The 23335-nt window shown below is 64.0% G+C and carries 23 protein-coding genes; 20 read left to right on the top strand and 3 right to left on the bottom strand.

Annotated elements, in window-relative coordinates; translation table 11 throughout:
• The first annotated feature begins 10 nt into the window (after positions 1 to 10).
• The 10 genes from RHOOR87_RS0112515 to RHOOR87_RS19240 all read left to right on the top strand — a co-directional run bounded on the left by RHOOR87_RS0112515 (position 11) and on the right by RHOOR87_RS19240 (position 12267).
• A complete protein-coding gene (locus tag RHOOR87_RS0112515; protein WP_027485190.1) occupies positions 11 to 1120 on the top strand; it encodes a c-type cytochrome in 1110 nt (369 codons plus the stop codon).
• Positions 1121 to 1302: 182 nt separating this feature from the next.
• Positions 1303 to 1674 carry a DUF411 domain-containing protein gene (locus tag RHOOR87_RS0112520; protein ID WP_027485191.1) on the top strand — a complete coding sequence of 124 codons (372 nt, stop codon included), beginning with the start codon at positions 1303 to 1305 and terminating at the stop codon, positions 1672 to 1674.
• A gap of 45 nt (positions 1675 to 1719) precedes the next feature.
• Positions 1720 to 4068: a heavy metal translocating P-type ATPase gene (locus RHOOR87_RS0112525; protein ID WP_081700006.1), complete on the top strand. Its 2349-nt coding sequence runs from the start codon at positions 1720 to 1722 to the stop codon at positions 4066 to 4068.
• Positions 4069 to 4313: 245 nt separating this feature from the next.
• On the top strand, positions 4314 to 4727 hold the full coding sequence (locus RHOOR87_RS0112530) for a hypothetical protein (protein ID WP_027485193.1): 414 nt from the start codon (positions 4314 to 4316) through the stop codon (positions 4725 to 4727).
• A gap of 82 nt (positions 4728 to 4809) precedes the next feature.
• Entirely contained in the window at positions 4810 to 6084 is a 1275-nt protein-coding gene (locus RHOOR87_RS0112535; RefSeq protein WP_027485194.1) for a TolC family protein, read from the top strand.
• A gap of 11 nt (positions 6085 to 6095) precedes the next feature.
• Positions 6096 to 7388: an efflux RND transporter periplasmic adaptor subunit gene (locus RHOOR87_RS0112540; RefSeq protein ID WP_027485195.1), complete on the top strand. Its 1293-nt coding sequence runs from the start codon at positions 6096 to 6098 to the stop codon at positions 7386 to 7388.
• Positions 7385 to 10561, top strand: coding sequence for an efflux RND transporter permease subunit (locus tag RHOOR87_RS0112545; RefSeq protein WP_027485196.1), 3177 nt, complete (start codon positions 7385 to 7387; stop codon positions 10559 to 10561). The genes RHOOR87_RS0112540 and RHOOR87_RS0112545 overlap by 4 nt, the downstream gene beginning before the upstream one ends.
• Positions 10562 to 10564: 3 nt before the next feature.
• Positions 10565 to 10915, top strand: coding sequence for a copper-binding protein (locus RHOOR87_RS0112550; RefSeq protein ID WP_027485197.1), 351 nt, complete (start codon positions 10565 to 10567; stop codon positions 10913 to 10915).
• A 126-nt stretch (positions 10916 to 11041) separates the two neighbouring features.
• Positions 11042 to 11383, top strand: a complete 342-nt coding sequence (locus RHOOR87_RS20800; RefSeq protein WP_168149676.1) for a hypothetical protein — start codon at positions 11042 to 11044, stop codon at positions 11381 to 11383.
• Positions 11317 to 12267, top strand: a complete 951-nt coding sequence (locus RHOOR87_RS19240; protein ID WP_231381789.1) for an MFS transporter — start codon at positions 11317 to 11319, stop codon at positions 12265 to 12267. Before RHOOR87_RS20800 ends, RHOOR87_RS19240 begins: the two co-directional genes overlap by 67 nt.
• A 265-nt stretch (positions 12268 to 12532) precedes the next feature.
• Here the strand turns inward: RHOOR87_RS19240 and RHOOR87_RS0112560 are convergent, their stop codons facing one another.
• Positions 12533 to 12931 (bottom strand): MerR family DNA-binding protein, encoded by a 399-nt coding sequence (locus tag RHOOR87_RS0112560; RefSeq protein ID WP_027485198.1) that lies wholly within the window; start codon positions 12929 to 12931, stop codon positions 12533 to 12535.
• Positions 12932 to 12971: 40 nt separating this feature from the next.
• Between RHOOR87_RS0112560 and RHOOR87_RS0112565 the strand changes: the two genes are divergently transcribed.
• The 10 genes from RHOOR87_RS0112565 to RHOOR87_RS19250 all read left to right on the top strand — a co-directional run bounded on the left by RHOOR87_RS0112565 (position 12972) and on the right by RHOOR87_RS19250 (position 21935).
• Positions 12972 to 13328, top strand: coding sequence for a mercuric transporter MerT family protein (locus tag RHOOR87_RS0112565; protein ID WP_027485199.1), 357 nt, complete (start codon positions 12972 to 12974; stop codon positions 13326 to 13328).
• A gap of 10 nt (positions 13329 to 13338) precedes the next feature.
• The gene (locus RHOOR87_RS0112570) at positions 13339 to 13626 is read left to right on the top strand and encodes a heavy-metal-associated domain-containing protein (RefSeq protein ID WP_027485200.1); all 288 of its coding nucleotides are present in this window, start codon (positions 13339 to 13341) and stop codon (positions 13624 to 13626) included.
• Entirely contained in the window at positions 13616 to 13831 is a 216-nt protein-coding gene (locus RHOOR87_RS0112575; protein ID WP_027485201.1) for a GDCCVxC domain-containing (seleno)protein, read from the top strand. The genes RHOOR87_RS0112570 and RHOOR87_RS0112575 overlap by 11 nt, the downstream gene beginning before the upstream one ends.
• A gap of 176 nt (positions 13832 to 14007) precedes the next feature.
• Positions 14008 to 14331, top strand: a complete 324-nt coding sequence (locus tag RHOOR87_RS19245) for a hypothetical protein (RefSeq protein ID WP_223250752.1) — start codon at positions 14008 to 14010, stop codon at positions 14329 to 14331.
• 212 nt (positions 14332 to 14543) lie between these two features.
• Positions 14544 to 15722, top strand: a complete 1179-nt coding sequence (locus tag RHOOR87_RS0112585) for a TolC family protein (protein ID WP_043795569.1) — start codon at positions 14544 to 14546, stop codon at positions 15720 to 15722.
• Positions 15719 to 16816, top strand: coding sequence for an efflux RND transporter periplasmic adaptor subunit (locus RHOOR87_RS0112590; protein WP_027485203.1), 1098 nt, complete (start codon positions 15719 to 15721; stop codon positions 16814 to 16816). The genes RHOOR87_RS0112585 and RHOOR87_RS0112590 overlap by 4 nt, the downstream gene beginning before the upstream one ends.
• Positions 16816 to 19950, top strand: coding sequence for a CusA/CzcA family heavy metal efflux RND transporter (locus tag RHOOR87_RS0112595; RefSeq protein ID WP_027485204.1), 3135 nt, complete (start codon positions 16816 to 16818; stop codon positions 19948 to 19950). The genes RHOOR87_RS0112590 and RHOOR87_RS0112595 overlap by 1 nt, the downstream gene beginning before the upstream one ends.
• Entirely contained in the window at positions 19947 to 20276 is a 330-nt protein-coding gene (locus RHOOR87_RS0112600) for a P-II family nitrogen regulator (protein WP_027485205.1), read from the top strand. Before RHOOR87_RS0112595 ends, RHOOR87_RS0112600 begins: the two co-directional genes overlap by 4 nt.
• Positions 20277 to 20409: 133 nt before the next feature.
• The gene (locus tag RHOOR87_RS0112605) at positions 20410 to 21030 is read left to right on the top strand and encodes a cation transporter (RefSeq protein ID WP_027485206.1); all 621 of its coding nucleotides are present in this window, start codon (positions 20410 to 20412) and stop codon (positions 21028 to 21030) included.
• On the top strand, positions 21030 to 21935 hold the full coding sequence (locus RHOOR87_RS19250) for a cation diffusion facilitator family transporter (protein WP_043795557.1): 906 nt from the start codon (positions 21030 to 21032) through the stop codon (positions 21933 to 21935). Before RHOOR87_RS0112605 ends, RHOOR87_RS19250 begins: the two co-directional genes overlap by 1 nt.
• 210 nt (positions 21936 to 22145) lie before the next feature.
• On the opposite strand, the gene RHOOR87_RS19255 is transcribed toward RHOOR87_RS19250, so the two are convergent.
• Positions 22146 to 22715 (bottom strand): phosphatase PAP2 family protein, encoded by a 570-nt coding sequence (locus RHOOR87_RS19255; protein WP_027485207.1) that lies wholly within the window; start codon positions 22713 to 22715, stop codon positions 22146 to 22148.
• Positions 22712 to 23335 carry a cation transporter gene (locus RHOOR87_RS0112620; protein WP_027485208.1) on the bottom strand — a complete coding sequence of 208 codons (624 nt, stop codon included), beginning with the start codon at positions 23333 to 23335 and terminating at the stop codon, positions 22712 to 22714. Before RHOOR87_RS0112620 ends, RHOOR87_RS19255 begins: the two co-directional genes overlap by 4 nt.

The following is a 23335-nucleotide window of genomic DNA, read 5'->3' on the forward strand; positions in this document are numbered from 1 at the left end:
GGGAAACATCATGAAACAGCACATCAAGCATCACAGCATCACCGTCGCCGTTGTTCTTGGCGTCCTTGCCATCGGTGCAGGCGCGTTCGTGTACTCCGGCATCTACAACATCGGCGCCGACGACCATCACACCAAGCCGGTGTTCGCGGTCATGCAGACCCTGCGCGAGCGCTCCATTCATGTCCGCTCGGAAGACCTCACGGTTCCGGATCTCAACGATCCCCAGCTGATCCTGAAAGGGGCCGGCCAGTACGCGGCTATGTGTACCCAGTGCCACCTCAAGCCGGGCATGAAGGACTCGGAGCTTCGCCCCGGACTGTACCCGCAGCCACCGAATCTGTCACAGACGCGGGTCGATCCGAAGGACGCGTTCTGGATCATCAAGCACGGCATCAAGATGAGCGCGATGCCGGCATGGGGTGGCAGTCACGACGATCCCACCATCTGGAGCATGGTCGCGTTCCTGCAGAAGCTGCCGGCCATGACGCCGGAGCAATACAAGGACATGGTGGCGAAGGCGCCGCCGGATGAAGACATGGACATGGGCGACGAAGGCGGCCATAGCCACGGTGGGGCTGCTGACGAGGACGCTCACGGTGCTGCCGACATGAAAGACATGGTCATGTCCGGCGAGGCCGGTCACAGCCATGGCGCCGCTCCAGAGGATAGCCATGATCATGCGTCGACCACCGCGCCTGCAGCCGAAACCCCGCTGTCGCTGGATGGAATGAAGCCAAAGGCGGCACCAGAGGCCGAAGCTGTGGCACAGGCGTTCCACACGGCCTTGCAGCATGGCGATCGAACGGCGGTGCTTGCCCTGCTGGCACCTGATGTCACCATCAGCGAAGGCGGGCATACCCAGACGCGTGACGACTACGCGAACGGCCATCTCGGCGAGGACATCGCGTTCCTGAAGAGCGCGAGGATCACACCCGTCTCGCTCGGTTCGATGCCGATGGGCGACACCGCGATGGTCGGCAGCGAGAGCGACATCCAAGCCATGGTCAAGGGCAAGCCGACCATGTTGCGCAGCCGCGAACTGCTCAATCTCAAGAAGGACGGCAAAGACTGGAAGATCGTCTCGATCCAGTGGCAATCCGCACCGGTATCGGGAGAATGACCGTGAAGCGAATGAGCATCTCAGCCATGAATGCAAGAAACGTTTTGTTCGCAGCCATCTCCGTTGTTTCCTTCAGCGCGCTTGGTGCCTGCACCTACCCCGTCGATGCGCAGTCCAGCCAGCCATCCTCCGCGACAATCCATGCCGCAACAGCAAGCTCACCGGCCGCATCGCTTCCAGTCATGCTGGTGCACAAAAGCGCTACGTGTGGATGTTGCGGCGCGTGGGTCGACCATATGCGTGCCGCGGGCTTCAACGTCGACGTGCGCGATGTCGACGACCTCGATTCGGTGAAGAGTCAGGTCGGCATTCCGTTCGGCAAAGGGTCATGCCATACCGCCGAAGTGGGCGGCTATTTTGTCGAAGGCCATGTGCCGGCGCCGGACATCAAGCGGCTCCTGGCTGAAAAGCCCGATGCCAAGGGCCTCGTCGTGCCGGGCATGCCGGCCGGTTCGCCGGGCATGGAGATGCCCGATGGCCGCGTCCAGCCTTACGTGGTTGAGCTGGTCGGCCGCGACGGCACGACGTCCGACTTCGCCCGCCACGGACACTGACACGTCGATCAACGTCAAGCCATTGCCATCGTCATGGGAGGATGCATGAACACCCATCATCACCACACGGGCGCCGACAACCACGGACGTCACACCCAACCCGGCGCAGTGACAACCGCGATCGATCCGGTTTGTGGCATGCAGGTCGATCCACACCAGACCGCCCATCACGCCGAACATGATGGAGTAACGCATCATTTTTGTTCGGCGCGCTGCCTGGAAAGTTTCACGAGGGATCCGGCCAAATATCTGACCCGGCGACCCGATGGTGCCCCCGTGCAGGCACCGACGGGAACGATGTATGTCTGTCCGATGCATCCGCAAGTGCGCCAGGACGGTCCCGGCATCTGCCCGATCTGCGGCATGGCACTGGAGCCGGAAATGCCAGGACTGAACGATGAGGACCATCCCGAACTGCGTGATTTCAGCCACCGCTTCTGGTGGACCTTGCCGGCAACGCTGGTGGTGCTCGTACTGGCGATGTTCGGCCACCACTTCCCCCGATTGCCGGTGGACGCCCGGACCTGGATCGAGCTGGTACTGACCACGCCGGTGGTGTTGTGGGCAGGCTGGCCCTTCTTCGTTCGATGCGTGCAGTCGGTCCGCAACCTCAGTCCCAACATGTGGACCCTGATCGGCATCGGCGTCGGCGCGGCGTTCGGCTACAGCATCGTCGCCACCCTTGTACCGGACCTGTTCCCGGAGTCATTCCACGAACACGGCCGCGTGGGCGTCTACTTCGAAGCCGCCGCGGTGATCGTCTCGCTGACCTTGCTCGGCCAGCTACTCGAACTGCGTGCCCGCTCGAAGACCTCGACTGCCCTGAAAGCCCTGCTAGGGCTGGCCCCCAAAACCGCACGCCGCCTGCGCGACGATGGCGGCGAGGAGGATGTCGAACTCAGCCGCGTTCACGTCGGTGATCGCCTGCGCGTACGCCCCGGCGAAAAGGTGCCGGTGGACGGCGAAGTCATCGAGGGACACTCCCATGTCGACGAGTCGATGCTGACCGGGGAGCCCGTCCCGGTCGAAAAGGCCATCGGCTCCAGCGTGATCGGCGCGACCCTCAACGGCACCGGCAGCCTGGTGATCCGGGCGGAGAAAGTCGGCTCGGCGACCGTGCTGTCGCAGATCGTGCAACTGGTCGCACAGGCGCAACGCTCGCGCGCACCGATGCAGCGCATGGCCGACAAGGTAGCTTTCTGGTTCGTGCTCGCGGTCCTCGCGATCGCCGTCGCGACCTTCTTCGTGTGGGGACTGTTCGGCCCGGACCCGTCGTGGACGTTCGCAGTGCTCAACGCGATCTCGGTCTTGATCATTGCCTGCCCTTGCGCGCTGGGATTGGCCACGCCGATGTCGATCATGGTGGCGACCGGCCGCGCCGCCGGGGAAGGCGTGTTGTTCCGTGATGCCGAGGCGATCGAGAACCTGCGCAAGATTGACACCCTGATCGTGGACAAGACGGGAACCTTGACCGAGGGACGTCCGGCGTTCCACACCGCGCTCGCGGCCGAAGGGTTCACCGAGCAGGAGGTGCTGCGCCTGGCGGCCAGCCTCGATCAGGGCAGCGAGCACCCACTGGCCGACGCGATCGTCGCGGAAGCCCGCCATCGTAACCTGACGCTAGAAACGCCGGAGAGCTTCGAGTCGTCCACCGGCATCGGGGTACGCGGCAAAGTGGGAGGCGCCATCCTGGCGATCGGCAATACCGCGCTGATGCACGAGGTCGGGGTCGATGCCTCCGTTCTTTCCATCCCGTCCGAAGAGCTGCGCCGGGCCGGTGCCAGCGTGATGTATCTGGCGGTCGATGGCGTCCTGGCCGGCCTGCTCGCGGTGGCCGATCCGATCAAGGCCACCACCGAAGATGCCATCGTGGCACTGCACGATGCGGGCCTGAACATCGTGATGGCCACCGGTGACGGCGTCACCACCGCCCATGCGGTCGCGCGTACCCTGGGCATCGACGAAGTACATGGCGAGGTCCGCCCGAAGGACAAAATCGAACTTGTACAACAGCTGCAAGCCGAGGGACACCGGGTCGCGATGGCTGGCGACGGGATCAACGACGCACCCGCGCTTGCCGGCGCCGATGTCGGCATCGCCATGGGCACCGGCACCGACGTGGCAATGTCGAGCGCGCAGGTGACGCTGGTGAAGGGCGACTTGCGCGGCATCGTGCGGGCACGGTCGATTTCCAACGACACCGTCGCCAACATGAAGCAGAACCTGGGCTTTGCGTTCCTCTACAACGCGCTGGGTGTACCGATTGCGGCCGGCGTGCTGTACCCCGTGACGGGCCTGTTGCTCAGCCCGATGATCGCCGCTTTGGCGATGAGCCTGAGCTCCGTGTCGGTGGTTGCCAACGCATTGCGACTGGGCCGAAAACGGCATGGCTGAGATGACCAACGCCGGCGAATGAAGCGAAGCGAATCCAGCGCGATGCCTTCGCCGGCACGCGGGAGTACGCCACCATGTGTTTCCTTCCTCACGCCCAGCACACCTTGGTATCGGGCTTGGCGACCACCCCGTTCTCCAGGAGGGCCGGGGTTGGCCGGCAAGAACAGCGAAGGAGACCGGGCCGACAATCTGTAGTTGATTCAGGTCAATGAAATTCTTGGTATTTTGGAGATATAGTGTTGCCTATGGCCCGTCCTTTCCGCATGCATCGCGCCACACGTCGCCGCCTTATCTGGCTGGTGACGCTGCTGCTGCTTTGGCAGCAGACGGCACTGGCTGCCTACGTTTGTCCGACGGTCCCCGAAGCGACACCGGCGGCTGCGCTGATGACTTCGATGTCGGGCATGGACGGCGGCTGTGCGCAGAATCAGGATGCCCCCGCCAGCCCGCTGTGCCAAAAGCATTGCACGCCCGATCACGCGACGCAGGTTGAAGCGCATACGACGGCGGTGCCATTAAGCGTGTTGCCGGCAATGCCATCGATGCTGATGGCGCCCGCCGTCGTTGCGCTGCCATCGAATCGCGCGCTCCAACGGGCCGGGCATCTGCGCGCGCCGCCACCTCCGCCCATGTTGTTGTTCTGCTCACTCCTGATCTGATCTGACACGTTGCGGCATTGACGTATGTGGCGTCGCGCCTGCATGGCGCGACGCAGATCGCAGACCAGCGGAGTATTCACCCATGTTGTCCCATCACTTTGCCCGGCGCCTGATGGTGCCGGGTCTGGCCGCGCTCCTGTGGGGAGCCTTGGCCACGGCGGCCGGTGCCATCGAGCCACCGCTGACGCTTGAGGCGGCCGTTCGGCAAGGCCTGGCGCGGGCGCCGCAACTTGAAGCGCGTACCGCCGATACGGCGGCAGCCCGCGAGGAAGGTGCGCGCGCCGGACAGTTGCCGGATCCCACCCTGACGCTCGGACTTTCCAATTTCCCCGTCACCAGCCCAGGGGCTTTCAGCCTGCGCTCGGACAGTATGACCATGCGCACCGTCGGCGTGATGCAGACGATTCCATCGCGAGCGGCGCGCGACGCCGAGCGCGGTTTGGCCGCTGCGCAGATTGACGCAGCCGAAGCCGATTACGTCGGCGCCGCGCAAACGGTGCGCGAACGCATTGCCGATGCGTGGATCGAGGTATGGGCCACACAACAGAAACGTGCGCTGCTGGGCGAGTTGCGCGGCGAAAGCGCATTAGCCGTGCTGATTGCGCAGGCGCGGCTGCGCGGTGGCGACGGCAGCGCCACCGACGCGCTGGCGGCGCGCACGGATGCGGCCACACTGGACAACCGACTGGAGGCCGTTGACGCCGATCTCGCCGCAGCACATACGGGGTTGCAGCGTTGGCTTGGTGAGGACGCGGCCACCGTGGCCGACACGCCTGATTTCCAGGTGCTGCCGGTAGCGCCTGCTCGACTTGAGCAAGCCATTGATCAGCAGGCACCCATGCAGGCGTGGCAAGCACGCGAACAGGTAGCTGAGGCCGCACTCGCCCAGGCACGGGCTGCCAAACACCCGGATTGGAACGTGTCGGTGGAGTATGGCCGGCGCGCGCCGTATCTCTCGGACATGGTGACCTTGCAGGTGGGTGTGAGCCTGCCGCTGTTCACCCGCAACCGGCAGGATCGGGGAATCAGCGCCAAGCAGGCGCAATGGGATGCAGTGCAGGCCGATCACGAAGATGCGCGTCGCGCCCAGCGCGAAGCGGTGGCGCGTGCGGTGGTGAATTGGCAGGGTTGGGGACGACAAGTCCAGCGCTATCAGGACACGTTGCTGCCACTCGCACGGGATCGTGCACGCACGGCGCTGGCCAGCTACCGCGGTGGTGGTGCGCTGCAGCCATGGCTCGATGCTCGTCGCGATGAAATCGAACAGCGGCTGGCCTACGCCGAGGCACTGGCGACCCATGCGCGCCTGTGGGCCGCGCTGGCCTATCTGCTACCCAATTCGGAGACGACGCCATGAAGCGCGCACACTTGAAACCTGCCCTGATGATTTTCGCCGGCGTCTTGCTCGCGGCGGTACTGCTGGTGGTTGGCTATCTCGGCGGTCGCCGGCATGCACCGTCGGCATCGGCGTCGACTGGCAACGCGGCATCAGCAACGGATGCCGGTGAGCGAAAAGTCCTGTACTGGTACGACACGATGGTGCCGCAGCAGCATTTCGACAAGCCGGGCCTGTCGCCGATGGGCATGCAGATGGTGCCCAAGTATGCCGATGATGGTGGACCCAAGGATGTCATCCAAATCGATCCCACCACCGTGCAAAACCTCGGCGTGCGCACGGCACTAGTCGAGCGGCGGGTGCTGGCTTCGGCCATCAGGGTGCCCGGTACGATTACCTGGGACTTGCGCCAGGCCAGCACGATCAGCGCGCGGGTTGATGCGGTAATCAGCAAGCTTGATGTGCGCGCGCCGTATACCGTGGTCGCTGCCGGCGCACCGCTGGCGCAGTTGCTGGCGCCGCAATGGAACAGTGCGTTGGCGGAATATCGCGCGCTGGAGCAGGCGCGGTCCGCCGACGCGCGCGAGCTGCGCTCCGCAGCGCGGCAACGGCTGCAGGTGTTGGGGCTGACAGCGGCGGATATTCAGTCGTCGCGTCATGGCGCGGATGCGGCGATCACACTGCACGCCCCGCAAGCGGGCGTCGTCACGACACTGGATGTGCGTGAAGGCCAGCGCGTCACTGCAGGCCAGACCCTGATGACCTTGAACGGTCTGTCCACCGTGTGGGTCGAGGCGGCACTCCCGCAGGCGGTGGCCGGCACGGTGCGCAGCGGCACGCCGGTGGGGGTCACGGTCGATGCCCTGCCGGGTCGGTCGTTCCACGGCACCGTGGAAACCTTGCTGTCGGACGTGGATGCGGTGACGCGCACCCAGCGCGCCCGCATCGTGCTCGACAATCCCGACGGTGCCTTGAGTCCGGGCATGTTCGCTACCGTGCAACTCAACCCGACTCCGGACGTGGCCGTACCGGTGGTACCGGACGACGCGCTGATCGCGACGGGCACCCACACGCGAGTCATTCTCGCCGAGGGAGATGGCCACTTTCGTGCCGTATCGGTGCGCATCGGGCGGGCGGCCGGCGGCTATACGGAAATTCTCGATGGCCTCGCGGGTGGTGAGAAAGTCGTGGTCTCCGGCCAGTTTCTGATCGATTCCGAAGCGAGCCTGTCCGGTGCGCTGGAGCGTCTGAATGACGCCCCCACCAAACCGGCGCCGGCCACGAGCGTGCCCATGCCGGGCATGCCGATGGGAGACCGACCATGATCGCCGCCCTGATTCGCGCGGCGATTGCGCATCGCGTGTTCGTGCTGTTGGCTGCACTGGCCTTGGCCCTGATGGGCATGTTCTCGGTGACGCGCACGCCGGTCGACGCGCTGCCCGACCTGTCTGACACCCAGGTGATCATCCGCACCAGTTACCCGGGCCAATCGCCGCAGGTGGTCGAGGATCAGGTCACCTATCCATTGGCCACCACCATGCTCTCGGTACCTGGCGCGACGACGGTGCGCGCCTTTTCGTTCTTCGGCGACTCCTACGTCGATGTGTTGTTCGATGACAGCACTGACTTGTACTGGGCACGTTCGCGTGTGCTGGAGTACCTGAGCCAGGCGCGGGATCGCCTGCCGGCCGGAGTCACGCCTGCCCTCGGCCCTGATGCCACGGGACTCGGCTGGATCTACGAATACGCGCTGGTGGATCGTACCGGTCAGCACGATCTTGGCCAGTTGCGTGCGCTACAGGACTGGTTCCTGCGCTATCAGCTCAAAACCGTGCCGAATGTCGCCGAGGTCGCCACTTTGGGCGGCATGGAGCGCGCCTGGCAGATCGTGCCCGATCCGCAGGCGCTGGCGGCGCGCGGCGTCACCGTGGCGCAGCTGGTCGATGCGGTACGCAGCGCGAACGGCGCCAACGGTGGCTCGGTGATCGAACAGGGCGAAGCGGAACTGATGGTACGCAGCGAAGGCTATCTGAAGAGCCGCGCGGACTTCGAGAACGTGCCGATCACCACCAACGCCGGCGGTGTGCCGGTGCTGCTGCGCGATGTGGCGACGGTGCGGCGGGGCCCGACGTTTCGCCGTGGCATTGCCGAGCTGGACGGGCAAGGTGAAGTGGTCGGCGGCATTATCGTGATGCGCACGGGCAAGAACGCGAAGGCCACCATTGCCGCCGTGAAAGCACGGCTAGCGGAACTGCAGCGCAGCCTGCCGGCCGGCGTCGAGATCGTGCCTACCTACGACCGCTCGCAGCTGATCGACGCCGCGGTGGAGAACCTGTGGAGCAAGTTGTTCGAAGAATTCCTGGTGGTGACGCTGGTCTGCGTGTTGTTTCTGGGGCACCTGCGCTCGGCGCTGGTGGCCGTGATCACGCTGCCGCTGGGCGTGTTGGTCGCCTTCATTGCACTGCATCTGCAAGGCGTCACGGCGAACCTGATGTCGCTCAGCGGTATCGCCATTGCGATCGGCGCGATGGTGGATGCGGCGATCGTGATGATCGAGAACGCGCACAAACATCTGGAACATTGGCGTGACGCGAACGACGGACGTGAACCGCAAGGTGCGCAGCGGTGGTCGCTGATTGCCGAGGCCGCCGCCGAGGTGGGGCCCGCGTTGTTCGTCAGCCTGTTGATCATCGCGCTGTCGTTCGTGCCGGTCTTCGCGCTGCAGGGGCAAGAAGGCAAGCTGTTCAAGCCGCTGGCCTTCACCAAGACCTACGCGATGGCGGCAGCGGCTGGGCTGGCGGTGACGCTGGTGCCGGTGCTGATGGGTTATTTGATCCGCGGGCGCATCCGTGCCGAGCGCGACAATCCGCTCAACCGGGGTTTGATCCATGGCTATCGGCCTCTCCTCGAAGCCGTGCTGCGCTATCCGAAAGCAACCCTGGTGCTGGCCGGTGTGCTGCTGCTCACCGCGGTCATTCCGATGACCAAGCTCGGCAGCGAGTTCATGCCCGCGATGGACGAAGGCACATTGCTGTACATGCCCACTGCACTGCCGGGGCTGTCCGCCGGCAAGGCCTCGCAGTTGCTGCAGTTGACCGATCGCATGATCAAGACCGTGCCCGAGGTTGATCATGTGTTTGGCAAGGCCGGGCGCGCCGAAACGGCCACCGATCCGGCGCCGCTGGAAATGTTCGAGACCGCGATCACCTTCAAGCCGAAGGACCAGTGGCGGCCCGGCATGACGATGGACAAGATCAAGGCGGAACTGGACAAGGCGGTGCACGTGCCGGGGCTGACCAACCTGTTCGTGCCGCCGATCCGCAACCGCATCGACATGCTCTCCACCGGCATCAAGAGCCCAATCGGCATCAAGGTGCTGGGTACCGACCTGGCTACGCTGCAGACTGTGGCCGATCGGATCGAGACGGTGGCGAAGACCGTGCCCGGTGTCAGCTCAGCGATTGCCGAGCGCCCGACCAGCGGCCGCTACGTCGACGTGCACATCCGCCGTGATGTCGCCGCGCGCTACGGGTTGACCCAGGAGCGCGTGCAGCAACTGATCGCAACCGTGGTCGGTGGCGATCCAATCGGTCAGACCGTCGAAGGGCGCGAACGTTATCCCATCGTGGTGCGCTACCCGCGTGCCGAGCGCGATTCCATTGGAGCGCTGCGGCAGTTGCCGATCGTCGCAGCCAACGGTGCGCAGATTACACTTGGCCAGATCGCTGACATTGCCGTTGAAGCAGGACCGTCCATGCTGAAAAGCGAGGGCGGGCAGCTGGCCACGTATGTCTACGTCGATACGGCCGGCAGCGATTTGGGCACGGTGGTGGCCAACCTGCAACGCGCGGTGGCGCAGCAAGTCAAATTGCCGCCGGGTACGACCGTGGCGTGGTCCGGTCAGTTCGAATACCTGGCCAGTGCCATGGAAAGACTCAAGGTGGTGGTGCCGATTGCGCTGGTGATCATTTTTCTATTGATCTATGCCGTTTTCCGACGCGTGAGCGAAGCGGCGCTGATCATGGCCAGCGTGCCGCTGGCACTGGTCGGCGGTCTGTGGTTGATCTGGTTGCTTGGTCATGCGGTGTCGGTGGCCACGATCATCGGCTTCATCGCGCTGGCCGGAGTCGCCGCTGAATTCGGCGTGGTGATGCTGCTGTATCTGCACCATGCCTGGGAGCACCAACTTGCGCTCGATCCCCACGCCGGCCCAGAAGCGCTGGACGAAGCGATTCGCGAGGGTGCCGTGCAGCGCGTGCGCCCGAAGGCAATGACTGTCGCGGTCATTCTCGCCGGTCTGTTTCCCATCCTGCTCGGCCATGGCGCCGGCTCGGAAGTGATGCAGCGCATAGCCGCCCCGATGATCGGCGGCATGGTCACGGCACCCTTGCTATCCATGCTCGTTATACCCGCGGCGTACCGCCTGCTGGTTCGTTATCGGCTGCGTAAAGCCAGCAAGACAAACGCCACACTTCACTCCAACCCACAAGGAAACTGACCCATGAAAAAGCCATGCATTACCCTCGCGATCACCGCTGCGCTGTTCACGGCTCCGGTGTTTGCCAACCCTCAGCAGATGGATCCCAACATGCCGGGCATGGCTGGGATGCATGAAGCCACACCCGCCGATGTGCAGGGCGTGGGCGTGGTCAAGGCGGTCGACACCACCAAGGGCACCCTCACGCTGCAGCATGAGGCGATTGCCGCCATCGGCTGGCCGGCCATGACGATGCCGTTCAAGGTGGCTTCGCCGGAGCTGCTGACGCACGTGAAGGTGGGCGATAAGGTGCAATTCACCTTCCATCAGGCCAGCACGGGTAGCACGGTGACGGCGATCCGTCCGGCACGTTGACAGACCACGTCGCCGGCTGGCCCCAACTGTCGAGGGTCAGCCGGCGGTCGTGAAAGCAGTACCGCCACGCACGTTATGCGTGCGCCTGGCGGTGTTTGTTGTGGTTGTCATTTTTGGAGAACGACCATGAAATCGTTTACTGCTTGTCTCAGCCTCCCGCTGCTGCTCGCGGGCCTTACCATTGGCCGCATCGCGTACGCGACCGATTCCTACACTGATGGCTGGGTTGGCCATGTGGATGGCCCGCGTTTGGATGTCTGTTATCGAGTCACGCCACTGCCAGCGGTTGGTGCGCGACTGGAGGTCCTGCGGACATCCTTCGTGGTTCCAAACAAAGGGCAGCCCCGCCAACAGTTCGCGGTGGCGGGGTATGCCACGGTAACGTCGATCATCGACGCGCATTGCGTACGTGCCGAGCTGACCCAGGGCACGGCGAAGCGGACCGATCACGCGCGGCGCGCGGACTGAGCGGACGCGACGACAAGGCCGCCAAGGCATGCTCCGCGACGGCCCAAAGCGGCATCGGCAGCCTGTATCCGTACGAACAACGTGGACGGCCCCTCGGCTGGCTGTTCGGAGCAATGGCCGGTGGCATGGCTTTCGGCTCGACTTTCGGTGCCGTGCTGGAGCCTCTGCTTGGTTGGCGCGGCCTCTTTGTTTTGGTCGCCTTGGCCGCCGTGGGTGTGTTCGTGGTGCTGCTGCTCCGCCGTTCACTTATTTCGTCGAGGAGGAAGGCTGTTCCCGAGACGATGGGAGAGCTATTCCTCGGATATCGCGATCTCATCGGCACTCCGCGGGGGCAGCGCACTTATGGCTATGTTTTCGTCAATTCGATTTTTCACTCTGGCGTCTTCACGTGGCTCGGTGTCTATTTCGAGCAGCGTTACGGTCTTGGCCCGGTAGGGATTGGTGTAGCCCTGCTCGGCTACGGGATTCCTGGTTTCTTGTTCGGCCCGCTGATCGGCCGGGCCGCCGACCGCTGGGGGCGCGCCAGGTTGTTGCCCATCGGGCTTGGGTTGGGTGCCCTAGGTGCAGCTACCCTGATTTTCAACGGTCCCCTGATACTCGCGATTGTGGCCGTGACCGTCCTTTCTCTCGGCTACGACATGACGCAGCCCCTCTTCGGGGGCATCGTCACCGCGCTTGGAGGAAAGCGCCCGGGACAGGCGATGGGCTTGAACGTCTTCGCACTATTCGCTGGATTCGGCGTGGGTAGCCTCCTGTTCGGCGAGGCGCTTCGGCTTGGGTTCGGGATGGCGCTTGGCATCTTCGTCATGGTTCAAGCGCTGGCGACCGCGCTGTCCATCGGATGGTTCAGCGCGGAGGTTCCAGTCAACAGAGTCAACAGCTAGCCCGCCAGCGCAAAACCCACGGATATGGATCGAATACATATCCTTGATCACTGGTCTGTTGGCGGGGCCGCGTCGCTTAAACGGCTGCTCCAGCGGGGGAGTAGAGATTGGGAAGCCACGGTTCGGTGCCATCTGGCTCGTAACAGAGTGCCAAGATACTTTCTTCTTCGCTTTTCTATTCCTCATCGGCCCACTGGCACGTGTCCGAAGTTTCATTTCAGAGGTTCGCACCACGCCGTACGCAGACGTCACAGGCCGATAAGCGCTACGTCTGATGCAAAAAATTCAAGGTCGGGCAATGCTCCCCACGCGGCGCATGCGCGCAGTCGTCGGCGAGCTGCATAAGTTCCGTTTCCAGCCGCTTCAGATCCTCCAGCTTGCGGCGCACATCGAGGAGTTTGTGTTCGGTCATTCGACGCGTCTGCTCGCAGGCTCGTTTGCCCTTGAGGTGGAGAAGTCCGGCAATCTCGTCCAGCGTGAAACCCATGGTCTTGGCGCGTCGAATGAACTGAAGACGCGCCAGATCCTGGTGTTCATAGCGACGCACACCGCCCAACGGGCGCTCGGGCTCACGCAGCAGGCCCACCCGCTGGTAGTAGCGCACGGTCTCGATGTGGACGTCGGCGGCCAGGGCCAGCCGGCCGATGGTGAGGGCGGAAGTCATGCTTGACTCCGTAGTTGGGTACGGAAGTTAGTATGCGCTCATGAATACGTTACCAGCCAAATCGTCGCTACCCGCCGTGATCGTCGCGCTGCTCGCGGCGATCGGGGCATCCGTGTGTTGCGTGGTACCGCTGGTGCTGGTGTTGCTGGGCATCAGCGGGGCGTGGATCGCCTATCTCACGGCGCTCGATCCCTGGCGTCCATGGTTCATCGCGGCCACTTTGCTTAGCCTTGGTCTCGCGTTCTGGACGCTGTATGGGCCATGGTCGCGTTGCCGCACCGAGGGCACCTGCGTCGAGCCGACGGTCTTGCGGCGGCGGCGGTTTTGGCTGTGGACAGCCACCGTGCTGACCGTGCCGTTGTTGCTGTTTCCCTATTTCATTGGCTGGTTTTTGTAGGAGACGAACGATGCGTCAGTGGCTATTCGTAATGGTCGCCATCTTGGGGCTGGGCATGGCTCATGCGGCAACACCCACCACGGCCGTGCTGCATGCGGCGAACATGACGTGCCCGAGCTGCAGTGTGACGATCAAGAAAGCCTTGAGCCGCATAGCGGGTGTCACGAGCTCGAAGGTCGATCTCAAGGCCGAGACTGTCACTGTGACGTTCGATGCCGATCGCACGACGGAGTCGACACTGGCGCGCACGGTTACCGAGGCGGGTTTTCCGGCTACGGCGCAAAACCATGGCGGTTGAGCCCATCCTGCAGAGCACGCTGACGTGCCCGCATTGCGACCATCAGGCCACCGAGACCATGCCGACCGACGCCTGCCAGTTCTTCTACGACTGTGAGGGCTGCGGCGAATTGCTCCGGCCCAAGGCGGGCGACTGCTGCGTGTTCTGCTCGTACGGCAGCGTGCCGTGTCCGCCGATCCAGCAACAGAAGTCGTGCTGCGGGTAGACCATCCTTCATAGGGGTCAAACGGTGCCGGTAGGGGGTTGTCTGAATTCATCACGACCGGCGCCCAAGTGAAATTGTCTAACAGCGTGGCTGTCGTATAGGATCATGGGATGTATCGGTCTGCGCCATCACTGCTGACTCGCCTGCGCCGCCACCGCGGATTGTGGGTGTTGGCCGTGGCCGTGTTGCTGATCAAACTGGTCAGCGGATCGATCTGCGTGGCCGATGGACCGGGAGCGCGATTCGCGTCGGCGACCGCTGCTGCCCCGACCACCCTGTTGGCGGACACCGCCGTCAGTTCGGTATCGGCTGACGATGCGAACTCCTGTCTTCTGGGTGAAGGGCGCAGTTGCCACTGTGCCTGTGCCCATTCGGTGACGTTCCCCGTCAGCGCATCGCTTCCCATCGCCATGATGGAAGCACGCTTCGCACCGCTCACCCTCCATTCGGGATTCACGCCGGCCACGACCGGCTCGCTGCTGCGCCCTCCGATCGCCTGAAACCGCTCCGTTACGCGACGCCACCGCCGGTGCAGTTCGTCGCTTCGTGACCGTTTTCAGGAGATCGCTTCATGTCTGTTTTTCGTTCGGTGCCCATCGGCGCCGTGTGTCTGTTGTACGCGGCGATGCTCAGTGCCGCGCCCGTATCCCCTTTCTCCCCACCGGTAGCTCCCCTGCCGACATCGTTGTCGACGTCGCCCTTGCAGGATGCGGTGCGCCGTATCTGGCAAGCCAGTCCCGAGGTGCAGGCCGCGCGCGCGGATCTGGATGCTGCCCAGGCCCGTGCGCGTGCCGCTGCGCAGCCGCTGTACAACCCCTCGCTGTCGCTTGATGCGGAGAATGCCGACGCCAATCGGCGCACGGCCGGCATCAGCCTGCCGCTGGATCTGTCCGGCAAACGCCGCGCTCGCGCCAGCCAGGGCGAGGCCGACCTGCTGGCGGCCGAAGCTGGCTACAACCTGCTGCGTCGCGATGTGGCCACCCGCTGGCTGAAAGCCTGGTCGACGGCCGCACTCGCAGCCCGACAGAGCGAACTGGGGCAACGCCGCCTGGCGCTGATGAAGCGCTTCGATGACTTGGCCGCACAGCGGTTGAAGGTGGGCGACATCAGCAGTCCGGAACGCGACTTGGCCGGCTTGGCGCTCGGTGAGGCGCAGGTGCAACAAGCCACACTCGCGGGCAATGAAGCGGCAGCTCGTGCGGCGTTGCTGGCCATCAGTGGCGATCAACTGACCGCGTTGCCACCGTTGCCCAACGGTATGTCACCGGCGGCGGGCAGTGTTACGCCGTTGCCCGTCGATGAACTGCCCGAACTGCGCCAGGCCCGCGCCCAGCAAGCGAGTGCCGAGGCCGGGGTGCAAGTCGCCCGCCGGGCACGTATCCCCGATCCCACGCTGAGCTTGACCGGCGGACAGGTACGCAGCGGGCCGCGCACCGATCAGGTGATCGGTCTGAGCGTGTCCATTCCGTTGCCGGTGCTCAACACCGGACGTGCCGAAGTGGATGCCGCCCGTGCGGAAGCCGATGCAGCGGCGGCCGGTGTGCGCTCACGCCAGTTTGTGCTGCGCGCCGGACTGCAGGAAGCGCAAGCCCGTTACGCCGCCTTGCGCAGTGCGACCGAAGCCTTTCGCAGCGGCCGGGCCGCTGCATTCGAGGATCGCACCGCGTTGCTGGAGAAGCTCTGGCGTGCCGGCGAAATCAGCACGTCCGATTACCTCGTGCAGCTCAAACAGAGCCTGGACACCGCGCTGTCCGGCCAGGAACTGGAAAGCCAAACCTGGCAGACCTGGTTCGACTACCTCACCGCTGCGGGCCGTCTGACCGACTGGCTCGATGGCCGCACTCAGGACGGTCCTACTCAGGACGGCCTTAATCAGGATATCCCCCGATGAATCTCTCTCTTTTGAAACGCAGCCTGCTGGGCATGGCGCTGCTGGCCGCGTTGGCCGGCCCTGTCATGGCGCAGGAACCCGCACCCGCCAATCCGCTCGCGCTGGATGCCAAGGCGATCAAGGACGCCGGCATCGTGCTCGACAAGGCCGCCACGCGCGCCCTGACCGATGAACTGAAAGCCCCCGGCGAAGTGAAAGCCGATGCGTATTCCACCGTGCTGGTGTCGCCGCGCGTCGAATCGCAGGTGCTGGCCCGCAAGGCCAAGCTCGGCGACGTGGTGAAAACCGGTGCGCCGTTGGTGGTGCTCTCCAGCGTGCAGGTCGCCGAGACGCAAGGCGCGTTGATCGTGGCCGAACAGGACTGGCAACGGATCGCGTCGCTGGGACCGCAGGCGGTGTCGGCACGACGCTACAACGAAGCGAAGGTGCAGCGCGATCAGGCGCGTGCCAAGCTGCGTGCCTACGGGCTATCCGACGGCCAGATCCGCGGCATGCTGCGCGCGGGTTCCGCCAAGGCGGATGGCAGCTATGCATTGCTGGCGCCGACCGCCGGGCGCATCGCCAGTGACGAGTTCCTCATCGGCGAACGCGTCGAGCCCGGCCGTACCCTGTTTACCTTGGTCAACGACGACGCGGTCTGGGTCGAGGCGCAACTCGCGCCGGGCGATGCGGCCCGCGCGCAACCCGGCATGGACGCGCGCGTGCTGGCGCACGACCAGACGCTGACGGGGAAGGTCATCCTGAGTTCGTCGCAGACGAACGAACGCACCCGCACCGTGCCGGTGCGCATCGAAGTTGCCAACCCGAACAACCTCCTGCGCCCGGGCGAATTGGTCGAAGCGCGCATCGCGGTCGGTGAGGCGGTGCCGAAGCTGGCGGTACCGGCCGAAGCGATCGTGTTGCTGCAAAACCAGCCGACCGTGTTCCTGGCCAAAGGCAACGGCACGTTCGAGCCGGCGCCGGTGATGGTCGGCGACACCCGTGATGGCTGGACGATGGTCACCCAGGGCCTCAAGGCCGGCGACACCTACGTGCGCAAGGGCGCCTTCGCCTTGAAGGCCCGTTTGCTGCGCTCGCAGTTGGGAGAAGAATGATGCTGGAACGTCTGGTTGAATTCTCCCTGCGCTACAAGGTGCTGGTGCTGATCGTTTTCGTGGTGATCGGCTTCCTTGGTTTTCAGGCGGTGCGTCAGCTGCCCATCGATGCCTTCCCGGACGTCACACCGGTGCAGGTCAATGTGTACACCGAAGCCTCGGGACTTGCGGCAGAGGACGTGGAACAACTGCTGACCACGCCGGTGGAGTCGGCACTGGCCGGCTTGCCCAAGGTCGAGCAGATCCGTTCGGTGAGCCTGTTCGGCTTGTCCTATGTGTCGGTGTATTTCGACGACAGCATGGACATCTACTTCGCCCGTCAGCTGGTCAACGAGCGGCTGCAGCAGGTGGGCGATCGCCTGCCGGCGGGTTATGGCAAGCCGGAGATGGGGCCGAACACCTCCGGCTTGGGTCAGGTGTTCTGGTACACCGTCGAACGCGCCGACGACAAGCTCAAAGGTGCCACGGCCGGCACGGCACCGAACGATATGGACTTGCGCACGCTGCAGGACTGGACCATCCGGTTGATCCTGCGCACCGCGCCCGGCGTCGACGACGTCAGTTCGTGGGGCGGGCAGGAAAAGCAGTTCCAGGTGCGCATCGATCCGATGAAACTGATCGCGCACAAACTCGGCTTCAAGCAGGTGATCGAGGCGTTGCAGGCGAACAACGCCCAGGTCGGCGGCAACTTCGTCGACGTGGGACGCGAGCAGTATCTGGTACGCGGACTGGGCTTGATCCAGAACGCGAAGGATCTGGGCAACATCGTCCTCAAGACCGAAGACGGCACGCCGATCTACGTGCGGGACGTGGCCACCATTACCGAGGCTGGGGCACCGCGCACCGGGGCGGTGACGCGAGATGGCAAGGAAGTCGTGCTGGGCATGGCGCTGGCGCGTATCGGTGAAAACGCCAAGAGCGTGGTCGATGCGGTCAAAGCCAAGCTCGATACGGTGAAGCAATCTTTGCCGCCGGGTGTGGTCGTGAAACCGGTGTATGAGCGCACCGAACTGGTCAATGCCGCGGTGGGCACCGCGGTGCGCGCGCTGGTGGAAGGTTCGATCCTGGTGGCGCTGGTGCTGTTCCTGTTCCTGGGCGAATTCCGCAGCGCGCTGGTGGTGGTCGTGGCGTTGCCACTGGCGATGCTGATTGCCTTCATCTGCATGAATCAGGTGGGGCTGTCGGCCAATCTGATGTCGCTGGCGGGGCTGGCGATCGGTATCGGCATGATGGTGGATGGCGCAGTGGTGATGGTGGAGAACGCCTACCGCATCATGGCCGAACGCAAGGCGCACGGCGGTCCGGTGGATCGTACCGCCGCCGTGCTGGCAGCCGCTCGCGAAGTGGCCAATCCGATGGCGTTTGCGATCCTGATCATCATCGTGGTGTTCCTGCCGCTGTTCAGTTTGCAAGGACTGGAAGGCAAGATGTTCAAGCCGATGGCGTTCAACATCAGCTTCGCGATGGCGGGATCGCTGATTCTCGCCTTGACGTTGATCCCGGTACTCGCCGCGCTGGTGCTGAAACCGAAGGAAGAGAAGGACACCTGGTTGGTGGCGTTCCTGAAACGCCATTACGCCACGGTGCTCGCCTGGGCGTTGGCACGTCGCAAACTGGTGTTGGGCATCGCCGCCGGTGCCTTGCTCGGCAGCCTCGCGCTGTTCCCGTTCCTCGGCAAGGAGTTCATGCCCAACCTGAAGGAAGGCGCCATCATGTGGCGGATCACCTCGATCCCGTCGGCATCGCTCGACGAGTCGATCGCCATCTCCAAACAGGTGTCGACGCTGATCAAACAGAAGTTTCCGGAAGTGGAAACCACGCTGGCAATGATCGGTCGCGCCGAGAAAGGCGAGACAGCCGACGTGAATTACATGGAGGTGTACACCCCGCTGAAGCCTAAGGATCAATGGCGCAAGGGCGAGACGCTGGAGAGCATCGAGGAGGCCATGCAGAAAGAACTGTCGGCGGCCTTGCCCACCGCGGTGGTGAGTTACACCCAGCCGATCCAGATGCGTATCGAGGAACTGATCTCCGGTGTGCGCGCCACGTTGGCGCTGAAGATCTACGGCGATGATCTGGGCGAGCTGGATCGCCTGAGCGGCCGCATCAAAAACGCGCTGGCCGGGGTGCCCGGCGTGGCCGATCTCGCGCTGGAGGCAAACATCGGCAAGCCACAGATCCGCATCAAGGTGGATCGCGATGCACTGGCCCGCTATGGCTTGAACGCCGACGACGTGTTGACCGTGGTGAAGAACGGCATCGGTGGCGAACCGGTGACGACCCTGCTCGATGGCGTGAAACGCTTCGACATCGCGGTGCGGCTGGACGATGCGGACAAGGCGTCCTTGCCGGCGATCCAGCGCATCCCGATCCGCACGGCCAGTGGCGCGCTGGTGCAGTTGTCGCAAGTGGCCGAGGTCAGTGATGCGGAAGGCTATTCGTTCATCCGTCGGGAACAGCTGCAGCGTTATGCGGTGATCCAAATGGACGTGCGTGGTCGCGACATCGACGGCTTCGTCAAGGAGGCCAATGCCGCCATCGCGCAGCAGGTGAAGCTGCCGACCGGCTACTACAGCGAATGGGGCGGCGCATTCGAGAACCAGCAGCGGGCGTTGAAGCGGTTGTCGCTGATCGTGCCGGCGACGATTTTCTTCATCTTCGTCTTGCTCTACACCGCGTTCAACTCGGTAAAGCACGCCACGCTGATCCTGGCCAACGTGCCGTTCGCCACTATTGGCGGCATCGTCGGGCTGGCGATTACCGGGCAGTACCTGTCGGTGCCCTCGGCGATCGGCTTCATCGCGGTGTTCGGCGTGGCGATGTTGAACGGCATCGTGTTGGTGAGTTTCTTGAACGAGCAACGTGAGAAAGGCTTGCCCGTGCGCGAGGCGGTGATCCGCGGCACCGCGCTACGCATGCGCCCGGTGATGATGACCGCCAGCGTGGCGATCCTGGGCCTGGTGCCGATGCTGTTGTCCAGCGGCGTCGGTGCCGAAACCCAGCGTCCGCTCGCCACCGTGGTGGTGGGCGGGCTGATCACCTCGACGTTGCTGACGCTGGTGCTGCTGCCGGTGCTCTACGACTGGATCGAAGAACGCGCCGCCCGGCGCCTCGCCAAGGAGAACACCCCATGAAAGAAGTAAAGGCATTCATCCATCGCGGCCGCGTGGTCGACGTCATCCATGCCCTGGAGGACGGTGGGTTCCGCTATCTCTCGGTGAGCGACGTCAAAGGGTTGTTGACCGCGCTCAGTGCCCAGGAACAGATCTATTCGATGGAACTGGGCGAACGGGTGACCAAGCAGATCAAGCTCGAAGTGTTTTGCGAGGACGACCAAGCCGAACGGGCCGTGCAGCTGATCCGTTTGCACGGACGCACCGGCCAGAGTGTTGCGGGCTGGGTCTACCAGAGCACGGTGGATCGGGCGTGGCCGATCGACGGGCGTGTGGATAACGACTAATCGGGGCAGCGGGAGTACTCACGTCGCTGCATCGGTGTCATTTCATAACACGGCGGCGGCCGCGTAGAGTGGTCGCCGCCATGAGGGATTCCAATACCTGAAGCATGCATCCAATCCATCGGGTTACCGGCTCATGTCTGATACGTGTTGTGCCACCACCATCGATATTGCCGCGTTGCAGGCGCGGCAGCGTCGGGTGTTGATGATCGTTCTGGCGATCAACCTCGCTACTTTCACGATGATGCTGGCCGCGGCGATCTACAGCGGTTCGTCGTCGCTGCTGTCCGGCGGGTTGGACAATCTTGGGGATGCGCTCACCTACCTCTTGAGCCTTGCGGTTGTTGGTGCCAGTGACCGCGCGAAGGCCCGGGTGGCGCTGTTCAAGGGCGCACTGATTCTTGGTGCGGCGCTTGCAGTCGCCATCCAGATTGGCTGGCGTCTCCTGCATCCTGGCGTGCCGATCTTCGAGGCGATCGGTATCGCCGCCTTGCTGAACCTGGTCGCCAATGCCGCATGCCTGCGCCTGCTGCTGCCTTACCGCAAAGGCGACGTCAACATGGCCTCGGCCTGGGAATGCTCGCGCAATGACGTGTTCGAAGGTGTCGCCGTGCTGGCAGCGGCCGCCGGCGTCGGCTTCTTCGGCGCCGGCTGGCCCGATCTGCTGGTTGCGTCGGCGTTGTTGTTGATGTTTCTGCGCTCGGCATGGCGGGTGTTCCGCATGGCGTGGCGAAGCTACGTGAGTGGAGACAACTGATGAATGCCGGGCACGATCATGTGGGTACGGAGATCAGGCACGAGACGCCGCTGTGGTGGGCACTCGGCCTGACCAGTATGTTTCTTGTCGCCGAGATCATCGGCGGTCTGCTTACCAACAGCTTGGCCTTGTTGTCGGACGCGGCACACATGGCGACCGATGTGATCGCGCTGACGATCTCGCTGACCGCCGTGCGCCTGGCACGACGTCCCCCCGATGCGAAACGCACCTATGGTTACGCGCGCATGGAAGCCATCGGCGCACTCGTCAATGGTGGCTTGCTGTTCCTCGTCGCCGGCTACATCTTGTGGGAGGCGGTGCGGCGTTTCAGCGAACCGCCGTCGGTGGCCTCCACCGGCATGCTGGTGATCGCGGTGCTCGGGCTGGTGATCAACCTCATCTCGATGCGATTGCTCAAGGCCGGCAGCGGTGAAAACCTCAACGTGAAAGGCGCCTATCTGGAAGTTTGGGCCGACATGATCGGTTCGGTCGGCGTAATCATCGGCGCGTTGATCATCAAGTTCACCGGCTTTTACATTGCCGATCCAATCATCGCCGTGTTGATTGGTCTGTGGGTGCTGCCGCGGACATGGACATTGCTGCGAGAGGCCGGGAATGTCCTGATGGAGGGGACGCCTCGTGGCGTCGATACTGAACGGGTCCGCGCCGAAATGCTGGCCACTCCGGGCGTGGCTGCGCTGCACGATGTGCACGTATGGGCGCTCAGCAGCACGCGTTCGGCGATGGCGGCGCATGTGATCATGGATGGCGACGCATCAGACGCAGAAGCGCTGCGGCTCCGGCTGGCGCAGATGCTGGAGGCGCGCTTTGACATCCATCACGTGACGCTGCAGGTCGAAACAACGTCGTGCGGGCTGGGGTGCGAGGAGCCGCAAAAGGTTTGACCTCACACAGTCGCTTTGCCAAACCGCGAGCCCGGTGCCGCTTCCACGCGATGACTCCCCGTCGGCGTGGCGTGGCTGCGACGGGAACCGTCGTCCTGTCTCAAGCCTGCGCACGTCATTGTGCGTGCGATGCCGATGAACCTGGGCGATCGCGTGCCCGCTGGCGACGCTGGCCACGGTGGAAGGCCGACAGTATGCGCGGCTACGTGGTCACCGCCGTTGGACGGCGTGGGGCTGGCTCGCAACCCCAGCCCAGCCACTCAGCATGGCCAGCCCACCTATCGCGAGGGCTCCCAGCATATCGCCGGGATAATGCACGCCCAGGTAGATGCGTGCCCATGCCATGAGCAGACCAAGCAGTGCGATCCCGATGCCCCAAACTCGGCTGCGTTGATTCAGCAACAGTATGCCGGCGACGACCCACTGCACGGTCAGGTGGTCGCTGGGAAAGCTGCCGGTCGCCGCATGGGAGACCCATGCTTGGCCGACACCGGCCACGAAGGGGCGCGCTCGATCCCAGACAGCGCCGATGACCAGATTCAGGAGTAGTGCCACGGCAGCGACACCCACCGCTTTCAGGGCGATCGAGCGCATCGACCACCGAGGAAACATCAGCATCGTCCCAAGGAGAGCAGCGGTCAGGATCAACGGCCCATCGGCCAGACCGCGCGCCAGATGCAGCATCGCGGGCGACGGCGGTGTAGACGGATGGATGGCGTGGAACAGTCGAAGGTCAACGGCATACACCACCGGGCCAAGCCCCAATGCCGGAGCGGTCATGGTTTGACGATCGATTCGCTGGCGGCAACCCGCGCTTCCTTCGCTTCGCGCAGAATGCCCAGCGCCTCCTTCAGTACATAGCAGGCGATGGCCGTACCGATCACCAGATCAGGCACCGCGCTGTGCCATAGAAGCACCAGCACACCGGAGACGATGACCGCCAAGTTCGCGAGGACATCGACCCGGGTAAATAGCCAAGTCGCTCGCAAATGCACCTCACCATGACGAAAGCGTTCCAGCAAGCGCAGCACCGTGGTGTTGACGACGAGAGCCACCAAGGCGATGCCCGTCATCCATAAGCCCTCGGGGTGGCTTCCCATCACAAGGCGCCACACGACACCGAGCAAGACGCCTAGCCCCAGCACCAAAAGCAGTGTTCCGCTCAGTTGTGCCGCCGAGGCCTTGAAGCTCGCGCTGCGCGCCCACGCCAGCAGGGCGATGCCGTAGGCACTCGCATCGGCCAGCATATCCAGCGAGTCGGCGATCAATCCCATCGACTGGGCGATCAGCCCCGCGACGATGCCGACCACGAACATCGTGGCATTGAGCCCCAAGGCGACGCGCAGAATTCGGCGTTCCGCTTCATTGGTCGCTTGCACGTGGCAGCCGCAGTCGCTCAT

Source organism: Rhodanobacter sp. OR87 (assembly GCF_000473345.1).
GTDB classification, from domain to species: Bacteria; Pseudomonadota; Gammaproteobacteria; order Xanthomonadales; family Rhodanobacteraceae; genus Rhodanobacter; species Rhodanobacter denitrificans.

Excerpts from the sequence above, each read along its gene's own strand:
- RHOOR87_RS0112620 (WP_027485208.1), bottom strand. The coding sequence starts at position 23,335 with ATGAGCGACTGCGGCTGCCACGTGCAAGCGACCAATGAAGCGGAACGC.
- RHOOR87_RS0112530 (WP_027485193.1), top strand. The coding sequence starts at position 4,314 with ATGGCCCGTCCTTTCCGCATGCATCGCGCCACACGTCGCCGCCTTATC.
- RHOOR87_RS0112560 (WP_027485198.1), bottom strand. The coding sequence starts at position 12,931 with ATGACTTCCGCCCTCACCATCGGCCGGCTGGCCCTGGCCGCCGACGTC.
- RHOOR87_RS0112600 (WP_027485205.1), top strand. The coding sequence starts at position 19,947 with ATGAAAGAAGTAAAGGCATTCATCCATCGCGGCCGCGTGGTCGACGTC.
- RHOOR87_RS0112550 (WP_027485197.1), top strand. The coding sequence starts at position 10,565 with ATGAAAAAGCCATGCATTACCCTCGCGATCACCGCTGCGCTGTTCACG.
- RHOOR87_RS20800 (WP_168149676.1), top strand. The coding sequence starts at position 11,042 with ATGAAATCGTTTACTGCTTGTCTCAGCCTCCCGCTGCTGCTCGCGGGC.
- RHOOR87_RS0112595 (WP_027485204.1), top strand. The coding sequence starts at position 16,816 with ATGCTGGAACGTCTGGTTGAATTCTCCCTGCGCTACAAGGTGCTGGTG.
- RHOOR87_RS19255 (WP_027485207.1), bottom strand. The coding sequence starts at position 22,715 with ATGACCGCTCCGGCATTGGGGCTTGGCCCGGTGGTGTATGCCGTTGAC.
- RHOOR87_RS0112535 (WP_027485194.1), top strand. The coding sequence starts at position 4,810 with ATGTTGTCCCATCACTTTGCCCGGCGCCTGATGGTGCCGGGTCTGGCC.
- RHOOR87_RS0112605 (WP_027485206.1), top strand. The coding sequence starts at position 20,410 with ATGTCTGATACGTGTTGTGCCACCACCATCGATATTGCCGCGTTGCAG.
- RHOOR87_RS0112565 (WP_027485199.1), top strand. The coding sequence starts at position 12,972 with ATGAATACGTTACCAGCCAAATCGTCGCTACCCGCCGTGATCGTCGCG.
- RHOOR87_RS0112570 (WP_027485200.1), top strand. The coding sequence starts at position 13,339 with ATGCGTCAGTGGCTATTCGTAATGGTCGCCATCTTGGGGCTGGGCATG.
- RHOOR87_RS0112520 (WP_027485191.1), top strand. The coding sequence starts at position 1,303 with ATGCTGGTGCACAAAAGCGCTACGTGTGGATGTTGCGGCGCGTGGGTC.
- RHOOR87_RS0112575 (WP_027485201.1), top strand. The coding sequence starts at position 13,616 with ATGGCGGTTGAGCCCATCCTGCAGAGCACGCTGACGTGCCCGCATTGC.
- RHOOR87_RS19250 (WP_043795557.1), top strand. The coding sequence starts at position 21,030 with ATGAATGCCGGGCACGATCATGTGGGTACGGAGATCAGGCACGAGACG.
- RHOOR87_RS0112525 (WP_081700006.1), top strand. The coding sequence starts at position 1,720 with ATGAACACCCATCATCACCACACGGGCGCCGACAACCACGGACGTCAC.
- RHOOR87_RS0112545 (WP_027485196.1), top strand. The coding sequence starts at position 7,385 with ATGATCGCCGCCCTGATTCGCGCGGCGATTGCGCATCGCGTGTTCGTG.
- RHOOR87_RS0112515 (WP_027485190.1), top strand. The coding sequence starts at position 11 with ATGAAACAGCACATCAAGCATCACAGCATCACCGTCGCCGTTGTTCTT.
- RHOOR87_RS0112590 (WP_027485203.1), top strand. The coding sequence starts at position 15,719 with ATGAATCTCTCTCTTTTGAAACGCAGCCTGCTGGGCATGGCGCTGCTG.